General features: G+C 43.6%; 15 protein-coding genes. All 15 read right to left on the bottom strand.

Features of this window, described 5'->3' with window-relative positions:
• Positions 1-352: 352 nt before the first annotated feature.
• Positions 353-1,366 carry a phospho-N-acetylmuramoyl-pentapeptide-transferase gene (gene mraY, locus V6C27_08355; protein MEG6616426.1) on the bottom strand — a complete coding sequence of 338 codons (1,014 nt, stop codon included), beginning with the start codon at positions 1,364-1,366 and terminating at the stop codon, positions 353-355.
• A 24-nt stretch (positions 1,367-1,390) separates the two neighbouring features.
• Positions 1,391-2,752, bottom strand: a complete 1,362-nt coding sequence (gene murF / locus V6C27_08350) for a UDP-N-acetylmuramoyl-tripeptide--D-alanyl-D-alanine ligase (GenBank protein MEG6616425.1) — start codon at positions 2,750-2,752, stop codon at positions 1,391-1,393.
• Positions 2,753-2,766: 14 nt separating this feature from the next.
• Complete coding sequence (locus V6C27_08345; GenBank protein ID MEG6616424.1) at positions 2,767-4,227, bottom strand: UDP-N-acetylmuramoyl-L-alanyl-D-glutamate--2,6-diaminopimelate ligase; 1,461 nt, start codon at positions 4,225-4,227, stop codon at positions 2,767-2,769.
• Positions 4,228-4,437: 210 nt separating this feature from the next.
• Entirely contained in the window at positions 4,438-6,597 is a 2,160-nt protein-coding gene (locus V6C27_08340) for a stage V sporulation protein D (GenBank protein ID MEG6616423.1), read from the bottom strand.
• Between the two features lie 39 nt (positions 6,598-6,636).
• A complete protein-coding gene (locus V6C27_08335; protein ID MEG6616422.1) occupies positions 6,637-7,164 on the bottom strand; it encodes a septum formation initiator family protein in 528 nt (175 codons plus the stop codon).
• Positions 7,165-7,194: 30 nt separating this feature from the next.
• Positions 7,195-8,133, bottom strand: coding sequence for a 16S rRNA (cytosine(1402)-N(4))-methyltransferase RsmH (rsmH, locus tag V6C27_08330; GenBank protein MEG6616421.1), 939 nt, complete (start codon positions 8,131-8,133; stop codon positions 7,195-7,197).
• Between the two features lie 152 nt (positions 8,134-8,285).
• Positions 8,286-8,714, bottom strand: a complete 429-nt coding sequence (gene mraZ / locus V6C27_08325) for a division/cell wall cluster transcriptional repressor MraZ (GenBank protein MEG6616420.1) — start codon at positions 8,712-8,714, stop codon at positions 8,286-8,288.
• A gap of 149 nt (positions 8,715-8,863) precedes the next feature.
• Positions 8,864-9,667: a histidinol-phosphatase HisJ family protein gene (locus tag V6C27_08320; GenBank protein ID MEG6616419.1), complete on the bottom strand. Its 804-nt coding sequence runs from the start codon at positions 9,665-9,667 to the stop codon at positions 8,864-8,866.
• A gap of 477 nt (positions 9,668-10,144) precedes the next feature.
• Positions 10,145-11,044 (bottom strand): quinate 5-dehydrogenase, encoded by a 900-nt coding sequence (locus V6C27_08315; GenBank protein MEG6616418.1) that lies wholly within the window; start codon positions 11,042-11,044, stop codon positions 10,145-10,147.
• A gap of 62 nt (positions 11,045-11,106) precedes the next feature.
• Complete coding sequence (locus V6C27_08310) at positions 11,107-12,009, bottom strand: patatin-like phospholipase family protein (protein ID MEG6616417.1); 903 nt, start codon at positions 12,007-12,009, stop codon at positions 11,107-11,109.
• 167 nt (positions 12,010-12,176) lie between these two features.
• Positions 12,177-13,778: a sigma 54-interacting transcriptional regulator gene (locus tag V6C27_08305; GenBank protein ID MEG6616416.1), complete on the bottom strand. Its 1,602-nt coding sequence runs from the start codon at positions 13,776-13,778 to the stop codon at positions 12,177-12,179.
• Between the two features lie 93 nt (positions 13,779-13,871).
• Positions 13,872-14,309: a Fur family transcriptional regulator gene (locus V6C27_08300; protein ID MEG6616415.1), complete on the bottom strand. Its 438-nt coding sequence runs from the start codon at positions 14,307-14,309 to the stop codon at positions 13,872-13,874.
• Between the two features lie 60 nt (positions 14,310-14,369).
• Positions 14,370-15,596, bottom strand: a complete 1,227-nt coding sequence (locus tag V6C27_08295; GenBank protein MEG6616414.1) for a D-alanyl-D-alanine carboxypeptidase family protein — start codon at positions 15,594-15,596, stop codon at positions 14,370-14,372.
• A gap of 27 nt (positions 15,597-15,623) precedes the next feature.
• On the bottom strand, positions 15,624-17,531 hold the full coding sequence (gene feoB, locus V6C27_08290) for a ferrous iron transport protein B (GenBank protein ID MEG6616413.1): 1,908 nt from the start codon (positions 17,529-17,531) through the stop codon (positions 15,624-15,626).
• A 165-nt stretch (positions 17,532-17,696) separates the two neighbouring features.
• Positions 17,697-18,983, bottom strand: coding sequence for a glycosyl hydrolase family 18 protein (locus V6C27_08285; protein MEG6616412.1), 1,287 nt, complete (start codon positions 18,981-18,983; stop codon positions 17,697-17,699).
• Positions 18,984-18,989 lie beyond the last annotated feature (6 nt).

The following is an 18,989-nucleotide window of genomic DNA, read 5'->3' as shown; positions in this document are numbered from 1 at the left end:
TTATTTAAAGATTACTATTCAATCAGGCATATTCCAGTTAAAACTTTTATTTGTGTACCAGACACCGAAACGATTATGAATTAAGAATTTTGAATTTTGAATGACAATTGCACGTTGAGATACCGGTGGCGCACGTCCTATGCGCCACCCTGCCTCCGACAGCCTACTTCGCTAAGTTCGGTTCGCTGCTCAACTATATGTCGTTCGCTTACTGCAGCAGGTGTCGGGTTTTTAAGTAACTCTTTTACATGAAGCAAGGGCAAAAAGCCACCTGCGTTTGTGTTCTAACAAAGTTAACTTTACAGCAATTGTTCATTCAAAACTCCAAATTCCCCTACGTGAAGTAGCTTAATTATACCAGGTTATAAATGCCCAACACACCAACTATCCCAAATAGTACGCCAACAAACCAAAAGGTAAAGACCACTTTGTTTTCCGACCAACCTGACAGTTCAAAGTGGTGATGTAAGGGACTCATCCTGAAAATCCGTTTGCCGGTGGTTTTAAAGGAAATAACTTGTAAAATCACTGACAAAGCTTCCACAACAAAAATGCCGCCAATAATCACTAAAAATATCTCACTTCTGGTCAAAACCGCTGCTGCCCCTATGGCTCCACCCAAGGCCAAGGAACCGGTATCCCCCATAAACACTTTGGCTGGGTAGCGGTTATATATTAAGAATGCTAAACAACCGCCGGCCACCGCCGCCAACACCAATGCCACCCCGGCCTGATCACTGACTAAAGCAATTGTAATAAAGGGAAGGGTAGCAATCATTGTTGTACCGGCAGCCAAACCATCCAAGCCATCGGTTAAATTGACTGCATTACTGGTGCCCACCACCACTAAAGTGCAAAAAATCAAGTACCCCGCAAACCCTAAATCAAACCGCAAGCCGTTATCAACTAAGAATCCGGAAAAGGGGATCACAATATCTGTGCCCCTACCCAACACTGTTACAGCAATTAGTGCTAACCCTAGGGCTAAAATAATTTGACCCAATAATTTTTCTCTGGCCTTTAAACCCAATGATCTTTTCATACCGATTTTAATAAAGTCATCTAAAAAGCCCACTAAACCATAGCCAATGGTCATTGCCAGCACAATCAAGCCTTCCTTAGCTCCAGACATGGGAATGTTCCATCTCAACAAACTAAAGCTGGCAATGGTAATACCGATTAAAAACATTATTCCACCCATGGTTGGTGTTCCGGACTTTTGTAAATGGCTGGCCGGACCTTCTTCACGAATGTTTTGACCAAATTTTAGCCTTCTTAACAGCGGAATTAAAAGTGGTCCGAGGATAGCTGTAACAATAAATGCTATGCCAAAGGACACAGCCAGATATTTATATAGATCATTCAATACCTATTCCTCCAAACTAAACAGCTATTGCAAAGCGGCAACTATTTCTTCCATGTGCATGCCCCGGGAGCCCTTTATTAAAACAATATCTCCCGGTTGCAAGCTACTCTTTAGGAACGAAGTGGCCGACTGATTATCAGCAAACCACTGCACCTTTTCTGCCGCCATACCAGATTCCTTAGCACCGGTGGCAATATTTTTGGCCAATTGGCCCACTGTCACCAGTAAATCTACCCCAACCGCTGCCGCACCGGTTTCATAATGTCCTCGAACTTCTCGGGCACCCAGTTCAAACATACTTCCCAACACAGCCACCTGACGGCGACCACCGGCTAAATCGGCCAACGTCTTTAGACCTGCCTTGGTGGAATCTGGGTTAGCATTGTAAGCATCATTAATTACTGTAATCTCACCAAACTGTAATATTTCCAGCCTCATGGCAGAAATGGTGGTGTTTTTTAGTCCTGCCGCCACCTCAGTCAGTGTTAGCCCTAAGTTAAGTCCCAGCGCCAATGCTGCCATGGCATTACTAACGTTATGTCTTCCTGGAATGGGCAGCTCCACCGGCACCGTCCCTTGGGGGGTCACAGCATTAAAGCTACTGCCCTTTTCGGTGACCACCACATCGGCGGCAACGTAATCTCCTGAACATTCTACGCCAAAGGTATAAACTTTGCCACGGCAGCGCTTGGCCTGTGCCAACGCTAAGCTGCTTGCTGCCGGTATCAGTGCAAATCCTTCCAATGGTACATGGTCAAGAATTTCACCTTTGGCGGCGGCAATGTTTTCCACAGACCCCAATAACTCTAAATGGGTTTCACCAATGTTGGTAATCACCGCGGCACTAATGTCGGCAATGTTACACAACGCATCTATCTGGCCGCCACCGCGCATACCCATTTCCACCACCGCAGCATTATGGTCATCCAGCGCCAGCAGTGTCAGTGGTAGCCCAATTTCATTGTTAAAGTTGCCTTGGTTTTTTAAAACCCTGTACCTTTGACCCAGCACAGCTGCTATTAAGTCCTTGGTGGTGGTTTTGCCGTTACTGCCGGTAACACCCACCACCGGGATATCAAAACGCCGACGATGGTAGCCGGCCAACTGCTGCAAAGCCTTTAAAGTGTCGGTCACTAAAATGGCAGTGACCGGTTTAGGCAAGTCAGGCAGCTCTCTATCCACCACCAGTGCCGCCGCTCCACTGTTAACAGCCTGTTGCACATAATGGTGTCCATCAAAATTTTCCCCCTTTAGGGCAAAAAACAAATCCCCCGGATTAAGTTTACGGCTATCGGTACAAACATTATTTATTTCCAGTTCGGTATTTCCCTGTAACAGCCGTCCATTAATGGCGGTAATAATTTCTTTTACAGTCAACTTCTTCATTTATTTTCTCCCCGTTAGCCCTTATAACCAAGGCTTTCTAACGCCTGGGCCGCCACTAGGCGATCGTCAAAATCATACTTAGTTTTACCAATAATTTGATAGGTTTCGTGACCCTTGCCAGCAATTACCACCACATCACCGGGTTTAGCCTCTTTAATGGCATAATTAATGGCCTCACGGCGATCAGCCAATACCTTATAGCTGTGGTCTAGATCCACCGCCCTTTGTACCCCTTCCAGCACTTCCGCGATGATTTGATCTGGTTCTTCAGTTCGGGGGTTATCCGACGTAATTACTGCTAAATCGCTGTACTTGGTGCCAATTTCCCCCATAATCGGTCTTTTGGTGCGATCTCGATCACCGCCACAACCAAATACCGCAATTAACCGGTTGGTGGTGATGGCTTTTGCAGCCTTTAAAACATTTTCTAAGCCATCAGGGGTGTGGGCGTAATCCACCACCACTGCAAAGGGTTGCCCGCGATCAACCAATTCAAAGCGGCCAGCCACTCCGGTCACACCCGCTAAGGCTTTTATCACCACTTCAACATCATAACCCTGGGCCACGCCTAATGTAAAGGCTGCCAGTGCATTATAGACGTTAAATTCACCAGTTAATTTGAGATTTAATTTGTGCTCTCCGTATTTGCCGGTGGTAATAAATGATACCCCCTGGGCGGTCAATTGCACATCCTTGACCCCCACATCAGCCGCTCGACGAATACCATATGTAACCACCGTCCCTTTACTGGCGGCAATCACGTCTTGGGCTCTGCCATCATCAGCATTGATAATGGCCAGTGGGGCCATTGTAAAAAGTTTTGCCTTAGCCGCTGCGTAGTCCTCCATATTTTGGTGAAAATCCAAGTGATCCTGGGTAATGTTGGTGAATACCGCAGCATCAAACTCAACGCCGTAAGTACGATTTAAAGCCAAAGCATGGGAGGAAACTTCCATGGTGGCATGGGTAACCCCGGCATTAACCATGTTGTCAAATAGCTGCTGTAAATCTAAGGATTCTGGGGTGGTATTGGTGGCAGGAGTTTCTTTACCGCCAACTAGGTTCTGAATTGTGCCCACCAACCCCACTTTGCTGCCAGCCGCTTTATAAATAGCCGCTATTAAATAGGTGGTGGTGGTTTTACCATTGGTACCGGTAACACCGGTAATAGTCAATTTGTTAGATGGATAATGGTAAAACTTGGCTGCCGTTAGTGCTAAAGCAATGCGGCTGTCTGCCACTTGAATCGTGGGCACCGCCGCTGTCATCGGCCTTTCTACAATCACCGCACTGGCCCCGTTTTGAATCGCTTGGTTGATATAATCATGACCATCAGTTACAAATCCTTTAATGGCCACAAATAGAAAACCGGGCTGCACTTTGCGAGAATCATAGGCAATACCTTGAATGTCAAAGTCTAAACTTCCTTCTAAATGGCAAACATCTAATTCCGCCACAACATCCTTCAATAACAATTTATTTCCTCCCAACTAATTTTAGGTTAACAACTATTACTTGACACTGCCAGGTACCAACCTGAGCAACTGCATTTTGTACGGTAACATTGTTTCGCGATTGGCACCAAGCACTTAAACTGATAATTCTTAATTCAAAATTGTCTTACTAGTTATTTTTACCAATTAAAGCAACTTTCATATCTCTAAAAAACTCAGGTGGCCATTAAATCATGGCCTTACCTGAGTTTCTTCAGCTTTTTCTTCTGTTCCCGGAGGTTTAAACGTAACTTTAATTGTGGTTCCTTTATTCACTTTTGTGCCTGGTTTTACACTTTGGCTGTCTGCTAAACCAGTGCCGGTGGCTTCCAATTGCAAGCCCATGCTTTCTAAAATATTGCTGGCCTCTTTAATGGTACAGCCCGACAAGTTAGGCATCGTTACTTTGCCACTGGGTACATCATCTTCTGGTGGGCTGAGATCCAAAACCACGGTGGTGCCATTCTCAACATAGGCACCAGCTCCCGGAACTTGTTGGTAGACAATCTGCCCTTCGCCCTTGGTTTGAAATGCTAATCCAGCAGCCCGCAACTCTTTCTGAGCTTCGGCAAGGGATAAATTAACCACATTAGGAACTTCTATTATAATACTTTCTTCCTCAACTTGGTATGGTAATGATTTGGGTTTTTCCATATCCCTTTTTTCGGGCACACCCATGTAGCGCAATATATCTCTGGTTAGCGGAGCAAATACCGGAGCTGCAACCTGACTGCCATAATAGACGCCTCCTTTAGGTTCATTAACCATCACCAACACTGCAATTTTGGGATTATCAACCGGTGCAAAGCCCGCAAAGGAGGCTACATACTTGCCGCTTTCATAACCACCATATTCCCCTACCACTTGGGCGGTACCGGTTTTACCACCGGCGGGATAACCTTCAACATAGGCGTTTCTACCGGAACCCTTTAACACTACATTTTCTAATATTCCCCTTAATTCCTTAGATGTTTCTTCAGAAATCACCTGACGTACTTCCTTGGGTTTGGTAGTTTCAATAACTTTATTATCATTATCCCTGATTTCCTTGATGATTTGCGGCTGCATTAAGTGGCCACCATTAATTGCTGCTGAAACTGCGGTAATCAACTGAATTGGCGTTACCGCAATGGATTGGCCCATGGACATGGTGGCCAAGTTTAAGTTGGTAGCATCCTTTTCCGGAATTATAATTCCCTTAGATTCGCCGGGAATGCCAACGTTAGTTAACTGATTAAAGCCAAAGGCTTTAATATATTTATAAAAGGTTTCTTTGCCAATATCCAGTCCCACTTCAATGAATCCTGGGTTACAGGAATTCTGGGCCACCTCCACAAAGGTTTGGCTACCGTGACCATCACCCTTATGACAGCGGATTCTTCGGTCAGCAACTTTGATATAACCAGGACAATAAAAACTGTCATTTAAACCGACGGTTTTTTCTTCCAACGCAGTTGCTGCAGTGATAATTTTGAAGGTCGACCCCGGTTCATAGTTATACCAAATGGAGTAGTTGCGATCCCAAATGGTTGTTTCAAAATCCTGCCAATTATTAGGGTTAAAGGTGGGGCGGTTGCCCATGGCCAATATTTCTCCATTATGCGGATCCATAACAATAATGGATGCACTGGTGGGGTTATGCTGGGCCATAATTTTGTCCAGCTCCCGCTCTACAAAATACTGAATAGTCTGGTCAATGGTCAAAACCAGATTATTGCCCTGTTGGGCTGGTTTGTACTCATGCAACGCATGGGGAATTTCTCTTCCCGCTGCATCATATTCCAACACACTTTGACCAGGGATACCCCTAAGTTCTTCATCATATACCTTTTCTATGCCAATTAAGCCTTGGTTATCTAAGCCGGTAAAGCCAAGCAAATGGGGGGCCAATGTCTCCTGTTTGTAAAACCGTTTACTTTCTTCAGTAAAACCGATTCCCGCTATTTTTAGATCTTTAATTTTTTTGGCAGAGTCCCAATCTATTTTACGCTTAATCCATTCAAAAGAACTTTTTCTATTAAGCTTTTTAAGCACCTCTTGCTCATCCATGTTGAGAATTTCTGCCAGCTGTTTGGCAACGGCTTCTTTATTTTCAACATGGGAAGGAATGGCATATACAGAATCTGCACTGACACTGGTAACCAGTTCATTTAGATTACGGTCATAAATTGTCCCTCTTTTAGCTTCTACCGGAACTTCTCTCATGCGGTAATTGGCAGCATCTTGCCGCAACTCATCACCACGAACAAATTGAATCCAAGCCAATCTACCAATTAACAATGATAGTAAAGCTACACAAATAATAAAGAGCACGGCAATTCTCTTCCGAATGACGATGTTGGTTCTCATCAATTACCTCCTATTGCCGCCCTGCCCTTGTACAACAATCCATTAAGAGTTCCAACGTTCCATCATGTCAGCAAATGCTTGAATCAACCTATTTTTAGGTTGAACATCAACTTTATCTGACTCCGGCAGGGTAATAGTTTCTACTTGCTTGTCTGGTTCTGTCACTGGGTTTTCTGTTTTGATATCTGAATTAGCAACAGCATTGCTGTTAGATACTAGCACAACATTTTCATCAACGGGCTTAATCATCCCCAACTCAGTGGTTGCTATTTTTTCAATTTGCTCCAAAGCAACAATTTGGGTAATCTCTTGCTCTAACCCATATCCCTCTAGGCGCAATTCTGCCACCTTTTTTTGCAGAGCATCAATTTGGACACCCACATAAGCAACCTGAGCATAATAGTAGGCCACCAGAGTACCCATCACAAAGCAACATAACACCATAAATGTCAATAGCAACTTTTGCTGTACCCTTTGACCACGGGAAAGCTTTTTCTCTTTAACTGGTTGCAATTGTGATTCTGGTTGTTGTTGGGGTTGATAGTCTAATTTTTCCTTAGCTAGTATCAAAATCTATTCACCCTTCCAGCAGTTTAGAACTTAAGCTATTTTTTCAGCCACACGCAATTTGGCGCTGCGTGCCCTAGGGTTCTGTTCCAATTCCTCTTTAGATGGCAGAATTGGCTTTCTTGTAATGATTTTGATTTCCTTTTTCTTATTGCAATTACACACCGGCAGGCTGGGTGGACATATACAACCCGCTGCCAAATGTTTAAATACATCTTTGGTAATGCGATCTTCCAATGAGTGGAAGGTGATTACACATATTCGCCCACCTGGCTTTAAACAGCGTACCGCCTCGGTAAAGGCACGCTGTAAAATGCCCAGTTCGTCATTTACCGCTATTCTCAGCGCCTGAAAGGTTCTTTTGGCTGGATGTGGCCCCGAACGTCTGGCCCCAGCAGGAACCGCTTTTTTTATCACTTCCACCAACTGGTAAGTGGTAATTATCTCTTTTTGAGTACGTTCATTGACAATAAATTGGGCAATCCGTTTGGCCCATCTTTCTTCCCCAAATTCTTGGATGATTTTGGCCAATTCCTCTGCAGTCAGCGTATTTACCAAATCCTTGGCCGTCATTGGGTTTTCTGGACTCATCCGCATGTCTAAAGGGGCATTATGCATATAGGAAAAGCCCCTTTCCGGATTATCCAATTGGGGGGATGAAACCCCCAAGTCATACAGCACACCGTCCACTTGCTCTATATTTAAACTTTGCAACACGTTAGCCAAACCAGTAAAATTTGACTGTACTGTGGTCACTCGATCACCAAATTCAGCTAGCCGTTCTCTGGCTGCTTTAAGGGCCATTGGATCTTGGTCTAACCCAATTAATCTGCCGTTGGGAGCGGTGCGTCTAAGGATTTCACCACTGTGTCCTGCCCCGCCCAATGTGCAATCAACATAGATCCCGCCGGACTTTAGGTTCAGCCCTGTCATAGCCTCTTCCAGCAAAACGGAAATATGATAGAAGTCCAATATCAATACCACCTATAAAAACTAATTTTAGTAATAATATTCATAATTACATTTTGTATCAAAAGTGGAAACTTGATACTCGCTTATAACGGTGAAATTATGAATTATGAATGACAAGTATTTTACTCCCATTTCGAACAGGGATTACCCTTTTACAGTAAGTCAACAAGTTTTTCTGCAATTTCGGCAAAATTTTCGGCAGCGGTATTGTTGTATTCATCCCAAAGATCTTTGGACCATATTTCCACCCGGGATGATACCCCCAACACCATTACATCCTTGGATAACTGGGCATATGCACGTAGATTAGCCGGAATTAATATTCTTCCTTGCTTATCCAACTCACATTCACCGGCACCAGAGAAGAAAAATCTAACGAAGGCCCGAGCATCTGCCTTTGTAAAGGGCAGCGACTTCAGTTTTTGTTCCAAAGCAGCCCATTCATCCTGTGGATATACAAAGAGACAGTTATCTAAGCCCTTGGTCACAATAAACCTGTCTCCCAGGCCTTCGCGGAAGCGGGCAGGAATAATTAACCTTCCTTTGGTATCAATCGTATGCGAATATTCTCCCATAAACATGCCCAGTCACCCCACTGCAAGGATCAGACACACCACTTTCCACCACTTCACTCCACTTGTATTCCACATTCGAAATAAAAAATCCTCCCACAACTGGAAGGAAAAAGAAAAAAAAAGGACTAATGCCCTATTTCATATAGGCTTAGTCCTTAAAGGGATCTGTATTCTCGCTTTCTTTGCTTAAAAACTGTTATTTTATCGTAGCCCACCGCCTTCAAAAGTTGCCATGCTTCATCTAGTCCCTGGCCCACTTGAGTGGGATTGTGGGCATCGGTCCCCATGGTGACGGGAACTTTATATTGATACAACAGCCTTAATAAGTCAATTGCCGGGTAGATTTCTTTAGCGGGTGCCCTTAACCCTGCAGTGTTCAGCTCCACACATACCCCACTTTGGGCAAACACCCGGGCAGTATTTTGATAAAGGCCCGTTAATGGGCCTTGGGGGCGATAACCAAATTTTTTAATTAGATCGGTGTGGGCAATGATATCAAACAAGCCAGAGGTGGCAGCGTTACATACTTGTTCAAAATAACTGTGGTACAATTCCATTAAATCCCACTCTTGGTAGCGCTCTATATAATCAGGGTGGTCAAAGCTCCACCCCTCCAGGTAATGAACTGACCCCAGTACATAGTCCAATGGAAGGTTAGTGATTATTTCCCTTGCTTTCTCTTGATAGCCGGGGATAAAATCCACTTCCAGCCCCAGTTTGATGCTGATATCGGGATTGCTTTGCTGCCGGGCTTGTACATCTTTAATATATTGGGGAAGTTCAGTTATCCCCATGGCATACTCTGGGTCCCTTTCTGCTTCGGGCAACCAATATAATGGGATATGGTCCGCAAACCCCACTTCGATTAAGCCCATTTGCCGGGCGGCGTCGATGTATTGCTGCATAGTGCCGCTGGCATGACCACAACGGGCGGTGTGCCAGTGATAATCCACTAACATTTCGTTTTTCCTCCTTATGTCTCTTTATATTCATAATTCATGCACAGGCTGGTGTCTGGCTCCGCCTAAGTAACTTTTGCTCGTTCACATACCGGTGGCTTTTGCTGTGGTTTGAAATTTACTTTGTTGTTGAGATTTAGGTTACGGAAAACCTGTCACCTGCTGCACCGCTCACTTTTAGGATAGTTTCGCAGACCGGAACTAAGCTCATCCGACCGGCTCCGGCAGGGTACCCGGCAAATTCGCCGTCCATGGCTCAGTTGCCGGTGGCACACGTCCTGTGCGCCACCCTGCCTCCGCCGGCCTCCTTCGCTAAGTTCGGTTCGCTGCTCTCCTATATGTCGTTCGCTTACTGCAGCAGGTGCCAGGTTTTTTATACTAAACTTTTGTTCGGGAACCATTGGCAAAGCCACCTGTGTTTCTTTACTAGTTTTAAAGCCAAAAGTTTAATTCATTCATTCATAATTCATAATTGCCTTAGTTCAACCGTTCCACATTTGGCTTCCAGCCCAACTGCTTTAGTACTTCTAAATACATTTCTGGTTCTGGTTGGGGTTTGTCCAATAGGGCTACACAAATTGCTTCCAGCACGTTGGCGCCGAAGGAACGGCCGGCAAAGGTAGGGCTGTAGGTTACTAAGTGACTGATGCCCCTTTGTTTTAAAAAAACTCTATCGCTGGCAGTCACTGTGCTGGTGATGATTTTGCGCCCAGGCAATGCTGGGGGCATATAGCGGCGCATGAAGTGAAAGTCACCGGCTATGATGTTGGCACTGTTAAAAATATGTTGCCATTTGGGTTGGGAATGTTCTTGTTTTTCACCTAAGGGGTACAGCATTTTAATGGGCAACTGGCTAAGTAGTGGTAATGTCAACTTAGCCGCTCGTTGAAACATTTTTAGTGAATAAAAAGGAAGGGGCAGTTTTAAACCAAACAGTGCATCACCAATTATTAATTGACACCCACTCTGTTCTAACGCCTGGGCCATACCCCACCGATCCAGTGCTGAAACCAGCAGCACCTTTTGACCCGGCCCAGGCCAGCCATAATTAGTGCTGAGGTAGTAAATCATTTGGGGTTCTACTACATCTTTAAAACTGGAACCATCAACTAACGGTGTGTGTTGAACCACCCGAGAAACTATTTTACCCTCCCGCAAAGGGTAATGACAACGGCCCACTCGATAAGTTAAATTGATACCGCCCAAAGCTAAAGCATCAACTTTGCCATCCAAATCTTTAAGGATTTTTTGCGCCTTGGCCAGTGAGCCATCGGTACCAATTCTTTCAATTAGCATTTGTTGCCCCAACAGCCGTTGTTTCACCCGATGATTTCTTTGGGCAGATCCTAGGCTAACACTAACCACATGTTTCACCATAAACACTCCTGTTATAGCACCAATAAATACAGGGGCTCAATTTAAGCCCCCCTATCGGATTGTTACTTATTAAATAATTTTCTGATCTGGGGTAGACATTTTTCTGCCGCCGCTTCGCCTTGGGCAATGGCATAGGGAATGCGGTCAAACTCCACCGCACTGATATCTTTTAGCACTGGCAAAAGCACCATATCTGCATAATGACTTAGCTCTAATTGAATAGCATCGTTGCGGATAATATCAAGGGTTTGCAACAATAAATGGGCAATACTGCCAACTTCACTACTGGGCTCACCGTCGTAACCCACGTCGACCGCCAGCACTACATCAGCCCCCAATGCCTTTAGCACCTGGGCTGGCACCTGTTCTCGCAAACCGCCATCAACTAATAAGTACTTTCCAATTCTCTTGGGTTCAAACAAACCGGGCACCGCTGTACTGGCCCTGACAGCATCTGCCACCGGTGCGTTGCGCACATATACTACGTCCGGTGAAAAGATTTGTCTTAACATTGGTTTTTGCACAAATATTACCCTGGAGCCAACATTTATATCCACAGCAGTAATGGCCAGTGCCATTTTTAAATCGCTAAAGTTGATATCACTTAGTAGTTGTTTTAAAAACTTTTCTAAATTCTTTCCCTTCATAACACCCAAGGGGGCCCTAAGGGGGCATTTAAGATGTAAAAAATCGCTTAGGTAATCACCCATAATTAAGAACAGGTTAGCCAATGTAGACCAACCATCATATACGTGTTCCGGTTTGATGTTCACCGCCATTTTTTCAATCTCTCTAATCGGACAGCCTGCAGCATAGAGGGCTGCCACAATGCTTCCGGCACTGGTACCAGCGACTATATCTGGTTTAAAACCTTCCCGCTCCAGCACCTTTAGCACCCCAACATGGGCGGTTCCCCTTAAAAAGCCACCACCAAGGGCCAAACCAACTTTTTTCTTCCGTTGCACGCCAGACCACCTCATACCATAATATGATGAGATAGTTGCCGTTGACACACAAATGTAACAACGAAACAATTATAAATTAGAAATGTTAAATTAAAATTTAGAAAGAATGAATGGCGTGAAATATACAAAACTAGCAATAAATTGATAATTCAGAATTCAGAATTGCCTTATAGGCCTAGTTTTTTCATTTTATTCAGTACTGTTGTGTGGGATACTCCCAGTTGTTTGGCTGCTTTTCTTATACTCTTACATTGCTCTAATGCTGCTTTAATGGCTTTCATTTCTGCATCAGATATTACTTCCTTTAAGGTTGGCATCTGATTTTTGATCGGTTCTATTTCGCCACCAGCAGAACGTTTGATTTCCGAAAGCATATATCTGGAATCATGGTCTAAAATAATATGTTCCGGCTTAATAATACCATTTTCCACCAAGTTAATGGCCCTTTCAATTACATTTTCCAGCTCACGCACATTCCCTGCCCAACGGTTGTTTATTAACTTTTCCATTGCCGTATCGGTGATGCCAGTAATATTCTTGTTGAGCCGGTGACTATATTTTTTCATCAAAAAATGAGTTATCAGTGGAATGTCACTGGGTCGTTCCTTTAAGGGCGGAATAGATATTGGAAACACGTTTAATCGATAATACAAATCTTCCCGAAAATCTCCCTGTTCCATCATTGCTTCAATATTTCGGTTGGTGGCAGTAATTATGCGGACGTTGATGCTGATTTCTTTTCTGTCACCAATACGTCTAACTTTCCCATCCTGTAACACCCGCAGTAACTTAGCCTGTAGGTGAGGCGGCAGCTCACCAATTTCATCTAAAAACAACGTGCCATCATTGGCATATTCAAATAAACCCTGTTTGCCACCTTTTTTAGCTCCGGTAAAGGCTCCATCTGTATAACCAAAAAGCTCACTCTCCAATAACGACTCGGGCAGGGCAGCACAGTTTAATGGCACAAAGGGTTTTTTATACCTAGGGCTGGCCATATGGATAGCCCGGGCAAACAATTCCTTACCGGTACCACTTTCCCCCCTAATCATTACCGTGGTATCGCTTTGGGCTACTTTGCGAGCCAATTTAATTATTTGGGACATTTCTTGGCTGCCATAGATAATATCATCAAAGGTTATCATTGATGGTTGGGTAATGGAGTACACTAAATCTCTGACCTGTGACATATCTTTGAGGGTAGCCACCACCCCCAAAATACGATTTTCTTGATCTAAAATCGGCCTACCGGTGGTGAGGTAATGATTACGCCCCTTGGGTGTCTCAATAATCATTTCTTTGTTATCATAGGATCTACCACTGATTAACGACTGCAACATCGGCAAATCTTTTGATAGCACCTCACTAACGGGGCGGCCCATCACTTCGTGAGCTTTGTATTTTAAAATTTTTTCGCAGGCGGGGTTGAATATATTTATATAACCATTCTTATCTATGGCGATAATGCCCTCACTTACTGAATCTAAAACGGCCTTCACTTTACGTTCTCGTTCTTCGTGCGGCATTAGGTTAATATACTCCACCATTTCCACCGCTGCTATTTGGGACAGCTCTTTTTTCAGTTGTTCACATTCGGCACTGCTAACTGCTTCAATCTCAAGATACATATTGTTTGGCAACACTTGCAGTGAGGCAATGTTAATATTTTTTAGCGACAACATGTTGGATACGTCATGTACCATCCCTACCCTGTCCTTAAACTGAATTCGATAACGAACTGTTTTCATGCAGCCCAGTCCTTTCAGCATTGTTGATTATAGATTCTGCCTGCAGGATGTCTTTTCCTGCATGTTTCAAGGTTCAAAGTGAAAGGAGGAATTTCAAAAAAAAAAGAACATGCTTTATTTAGCACATTCTTTACAATAACCCAAAATTTTTAATTCGTGATTGGTTACTTTAAACCCGTGTTCTTTGCTCACCTGATTTTCCAGTTCCTCCAATAGGTCGTCATTAATTTCAATTATTTTACCACACTGCGCACAAATGGCGTGATGATGATGATGTTTTTCTTCTTTATTGCCATATTCATAACGTTTGCGACCATCACCAAAATCCACGCTATGGATGATATCATTTTCCAGAAACAACTCCATTGTCCGATATACAGTGGCCAATCCTACATCAGGTGACTTCTTTTTTACTAGATTGTAAACATCCTCGGCACTTAAATGTTGTTCTTGGTTCTCTAGCATCACTTGGAGAATTTTTTCCCTTTGGGGGGTAAGCTTATATTCTTTGGCCTTAAGAACCTCTTCAATCTCATTTATAACTTTTTTCAAACGACCACCCCCATTTATTTAATTTAGTATATGTTCAAAATGGTGCGATTGTCAATAACCTTATTTCCTACGCCTGCGTTTAATTACTATTCTCTTTGCCCTTAGTCGAATATAATAGGTTAATATAAATATTAAAATTAGTATCGCCAGTAACACCAACAGCCCACCAATGATTGCCAATGGCCAAAACCACCAAAAGGTCTTCAGTGGGCGTTCTATTGTCGCTCCGGCCTGTAACTTGATAGTCTTAATTTGTTTTTCCCCATCATAGATAATTAACTCACCTAAAATGTCACCCTTTTCAATTGGTGCACTTAAACCTTGATTCAACTTAACTTTTTGTTTAATATCCAGCTGATGATCCACTGAAAAATTATAATAGGCATCTGCCGTAGTAACTAAAGGTACTTCATCTTGGCTATATTTGACTTTGGTTTTATCAACAATCTGCCCTTTGGTTATCAACTGCTGCAGTTGAAAGTTATCAAAGCCATAGTCAAACAGTGCCATTGAATCGTGCCAAATATTTACCCCTTCGGTTTTTAGCACCACCGCAATCAGTTCTCGACCATCCCGGTGGGCAGATGCCACAATACATTGCTGGGCTGCGGTGGTGTAACCGGTTTTTATGCCTGTGGCGTCTTCATATAACCACAGTAACCGATTATGGTTAATTAAGTATTTAAAATCCTCTGGATCCTGACGTTCTATAGTCTTGGTTTTAGTACCAACAATCTCCATAAACTTTTCATTTTTTAAGGCGTTTTTGGCAATAACGGCCAAATCATAGGCAGTGGTATAATGATCTTCATCGGGTAGGCCATTGGGATTGGTAAAATGGGTATTTTTAGCCCCCAATCCGGCCGCGGTCTCATTGAGTATAAAATTAAACTGCTCGACAGTACCAGCTATATGTTGGGCAATGGCGATGGCTGCGTCATTGGCTGAGTTTAACATCAACGCATACAACAGATCCTCCAACACCATCTGCTCATCTTTTTTTAGCCAGATGGCGGAACCCTCCACTAAGCTAGCCTTTTCGCTCACTGTAATCACATCGTCCAACTCACCACGTTCTAACGCCACTATTGCCGTCAGCATTTTTGTGGTACTGGCTGGATACATTTGCTTATAGGCATTTTTTTGATATAACACCTGCCCGGTGCGGGCATCCATCAAAACTGCCGCTTCCCCTACCACCTGTGGTTCCTCAGCAAAGGCCACTCCGGTAAAAGCTACCAAAAACAGCAGTAATATAATTGCTATAATTTGTTTTGATAGATTCATATTGACCTGAAAACACCTTTCAATGGTTTATAGAGATAATTTTTCTTCATTCCTCCAGCTTATCCACAATACTGCAACTAAAAACAACAGGGTAATCCCAGCCAACATTGGCATAACAGCAACCCCAGGCATCAGTTTTAAAATAGCAATTAACTTAGCCACTACACCTCCAACTACAAAGGCCAACACAAAGATAGATAACCAAATGGCTGCTCCCTGTTTCCAACCGCGCTCTTTAAATATTATCATAGCGGTGGCGATACACGGCACAAAAAAAGTAATTGTTGTTAAAGCAATGAATTTTTGTAAAGCATCCATTTCCACCATAAACAATCCGGCTGTACCAAATTCTCGACGAATGAATCCCATGATAAAGCCACCGGCCACCTCCTTTGGCAGCCCTAACCACTGAACGGTCAGTGGCACCAGCATGTTTTCTATCGCTGTCAAACCACCGGTAATGTCCAATATACTTAGCACCAACGCACTGCCAGCAAATAGAGGAATGGCTTCTGTAATAAATTCGCTAGACTTATACCAGGTCTTTTTAAGCACATTGGTTAGCCGCGGCAAACGCAACGGTGGTAAATCAATCCACAAAGCAGTGGAATTGCCGGGCATAAATTTTGACAACAGTGTACCGGCGGCCACCAGCGCAGTAAATAGGATTAAACCATAGGCCAGGGCATAAAAAAAGCCCAAACCGGCAAGCATGCTGGTAATAATGGCCATCTGTGCCGAGCATGGTATGGTAAAGGCCAGTAAAAATATGGCAATAAACCGCTCCCGATCTGAACCCAACATTCGGGTGCTCATCGTGGCCATGGTAACACAACCAAATCCCAATACCAGTGGTATTACTGCCTGCCCGTTCATCCCCATGCCAATTAACAAGCGATCCAGCATGGTGGCAATTCTTGGTAGGTAGCCACTGTCCTCTAGCATCGACATTACCAATTGAAAACCAGCAATTAGCGGTAATAGTAAGCCAAAGAGGTAGGTCACCGCCATGGTTAAAAGCCCATACTTTCCTGCCAATACAGCCCACAGCGCACCATTTTCATCAGTGACCACACTTAACAGATGGCGGATAAAGGGTTCGTAGTACTGCCCCATCACCACTCCCTCGGTGAATTCAACCAGTGTTTGAGCCACCAACACGCCGATTAGCTTATAAACCAGATAAAGAGTTACCAGCAGTATTGGCACACCAGTAACCGGCCGTAGCATTAGTCTACTAATCTTTTTGCTCAAGGAATCCTGTACTTTAATTTGCCGCACCACTTGGGCCACAATGGCATTAACCCGCTGCCGACGCTGACGGTAGATCTCATCCCGAACCTGCTGGTGCTCTTCGGCCGTTAACAGCGCTTCTCGCCAAGGTACCCCTTCATCAAAACCCTTTACAAAGGACTGTAATTGTGGCAGAGCATGTCCCGGTTCAACCATTGGCAATTGGTCTTTAATTTCATCCAAACCACTATTATTAACGGCTATCGCAGATATTATCGGAACCCCCAGTTCCTTTGCCAATACATCTGTTTTAATATAAAGCCCCTGGGCTTTAGCCTCATCCATCATATTTAGCACCAATATAATTGGAATGTGGGCATCTATCAATTGCTGGGTTAAAAACAAATCCCGTTCCAAGTGGACTGCGTCAACAACATTAATCACCACGTCAGCTCTCAGTATAATATCCCGAGCTAACCGTTCTTCGTTATTAAACCCGGACAGACCATAAATACCCGGCGTATCAATAAACACATAATTTCCCCGGCGACTACAAACTATGTCCATAGTGGTGCCGGGAAAATTAGATACATCGGTATACACACCGGTGAGATAATTAAAAATAACCGACTTTCCTACATTGGGATTGCCGGTTATAACTATATTTTTTACATCATTAATATGGTCTGTTGTCTTAACCACCTTTAACTACACCCTCTAACCATTAAATTGCCTACTGTAGTAATTTCTATATTTCTCGCCAGGGTATGGCCAACCAGCGAAGATGGCCACTCATTCGAGAATTATTTTCAATTTCAATTACATTATATTCAGAATACAATGCAATTGCAATAACTAAGTGATCAGTTATAAGTGGTCATTTACTGTTTTCCAAAAGCTATCATCTTCAAAACCCAGTTTCCATAATGCAATGCCACCCAATTTGTATTGGTTAATCAATTGAAGTTTAATTTCCAAACTGTACTTATTTTCAAACCAAGCTTCATGATAGAGATTGCTACTATTATATTTGATATACGGGGAACTGGATTGGTTGTCCCATTTTATTGGCCCATACTTGGTAAGCTCCTTAGCTTTTTGCCACTGTATTACGCCGGTATCCACCACTTTTTGATTGGCCATTGACCACCTATAACCGTAGGCCGGCACACCCATCAATATCTTTTGGCTGGGCATCACACTGGTGGCATACTTCAGCACATCGTTAACCCAGGGCAAAGCTGCCACCGGACCGGCTTGTCCCCAGGGACCATTATAATCATAGGTCATCACCACTGCATAATCCAACACCGAACCAATTTTGGCATAATCAAAGGCCCCAAAATAACCACTGGGGTTGTCTTCTGTTTTAGCTTGTAAAGCCGCCGTTACTAAATAACCCCTAGACGCCATTGTCTGCCGCATTTCCGTTAAAAACAAAGTAAATTGATTGCGATCCGATGGCGGCATAGCCTCAAAGTCGATATTTACGCCGGCAAAACCATATTTTTCAACCAACTGCAGTGTATCTTTAATGGCCCTTTGACGTTTTGCTGGAGAATTTAATACTTGATGAATTACCTCTTTACTGGTTACCGAAACATAACCGTTGTCCGGGTAATTGGCCATGTTGTGCACCACCAACAGCGGCTTAATATTATTATCCTTTGCTATCTTCATTCCATCTTTGGGGTAGACACCATATTCAAATTTTACTCTGCCATCTGGAGCAACAAAGGCGTTAAATTGGGCCGAATAGTCAATAGATTGACTGTTCTCCTCTAAAGAATGCATACCGATATTTCCTTGCACATATGTAAGTACTACTTTATCAGAGTGTTTAGCTTGTCCACCGGTGTTATAAACTTCTGGGGCCAACACCAGCCAGTCTTCCTTAGTCACTATGCCATCATCATTTAATTTGTGTTCTGCTTCAAACTCATTCACTGCCAGCAATGTATTTAAACCAAAATGGCCAGACAATTCTCCCGCTGGATAAAAGCCAGCTTGCTGAAGTTTTTGTTGCAAAAACTTCACATCATCACCATGGTCACCCAATTGCAAATTGTCCCCCGGTGCCGCCCAGACGGTGGCAGGTAGTAACAAAGCCAGTAAAACACACAGCACCAGGGTTAGTGATTTTAGTTTTCTCATTTTTTC

It is taken from the genome of Peptococcaceae bacterium 1198_IL3148 (assembly GCA_036763105.1).
In the GTDB taxonomy this organism is placed as follows: domain Bacteria; phylum Bacillota; class Desulfotomaculia; order Desulfotomaculales; family Desulfohalotomaculaceae; genus JBAIYS01.
Note: the sequence above shows the minus strand (reverse complement) of the source record. Positions and strands in the feature narration are given on the sequence as shown.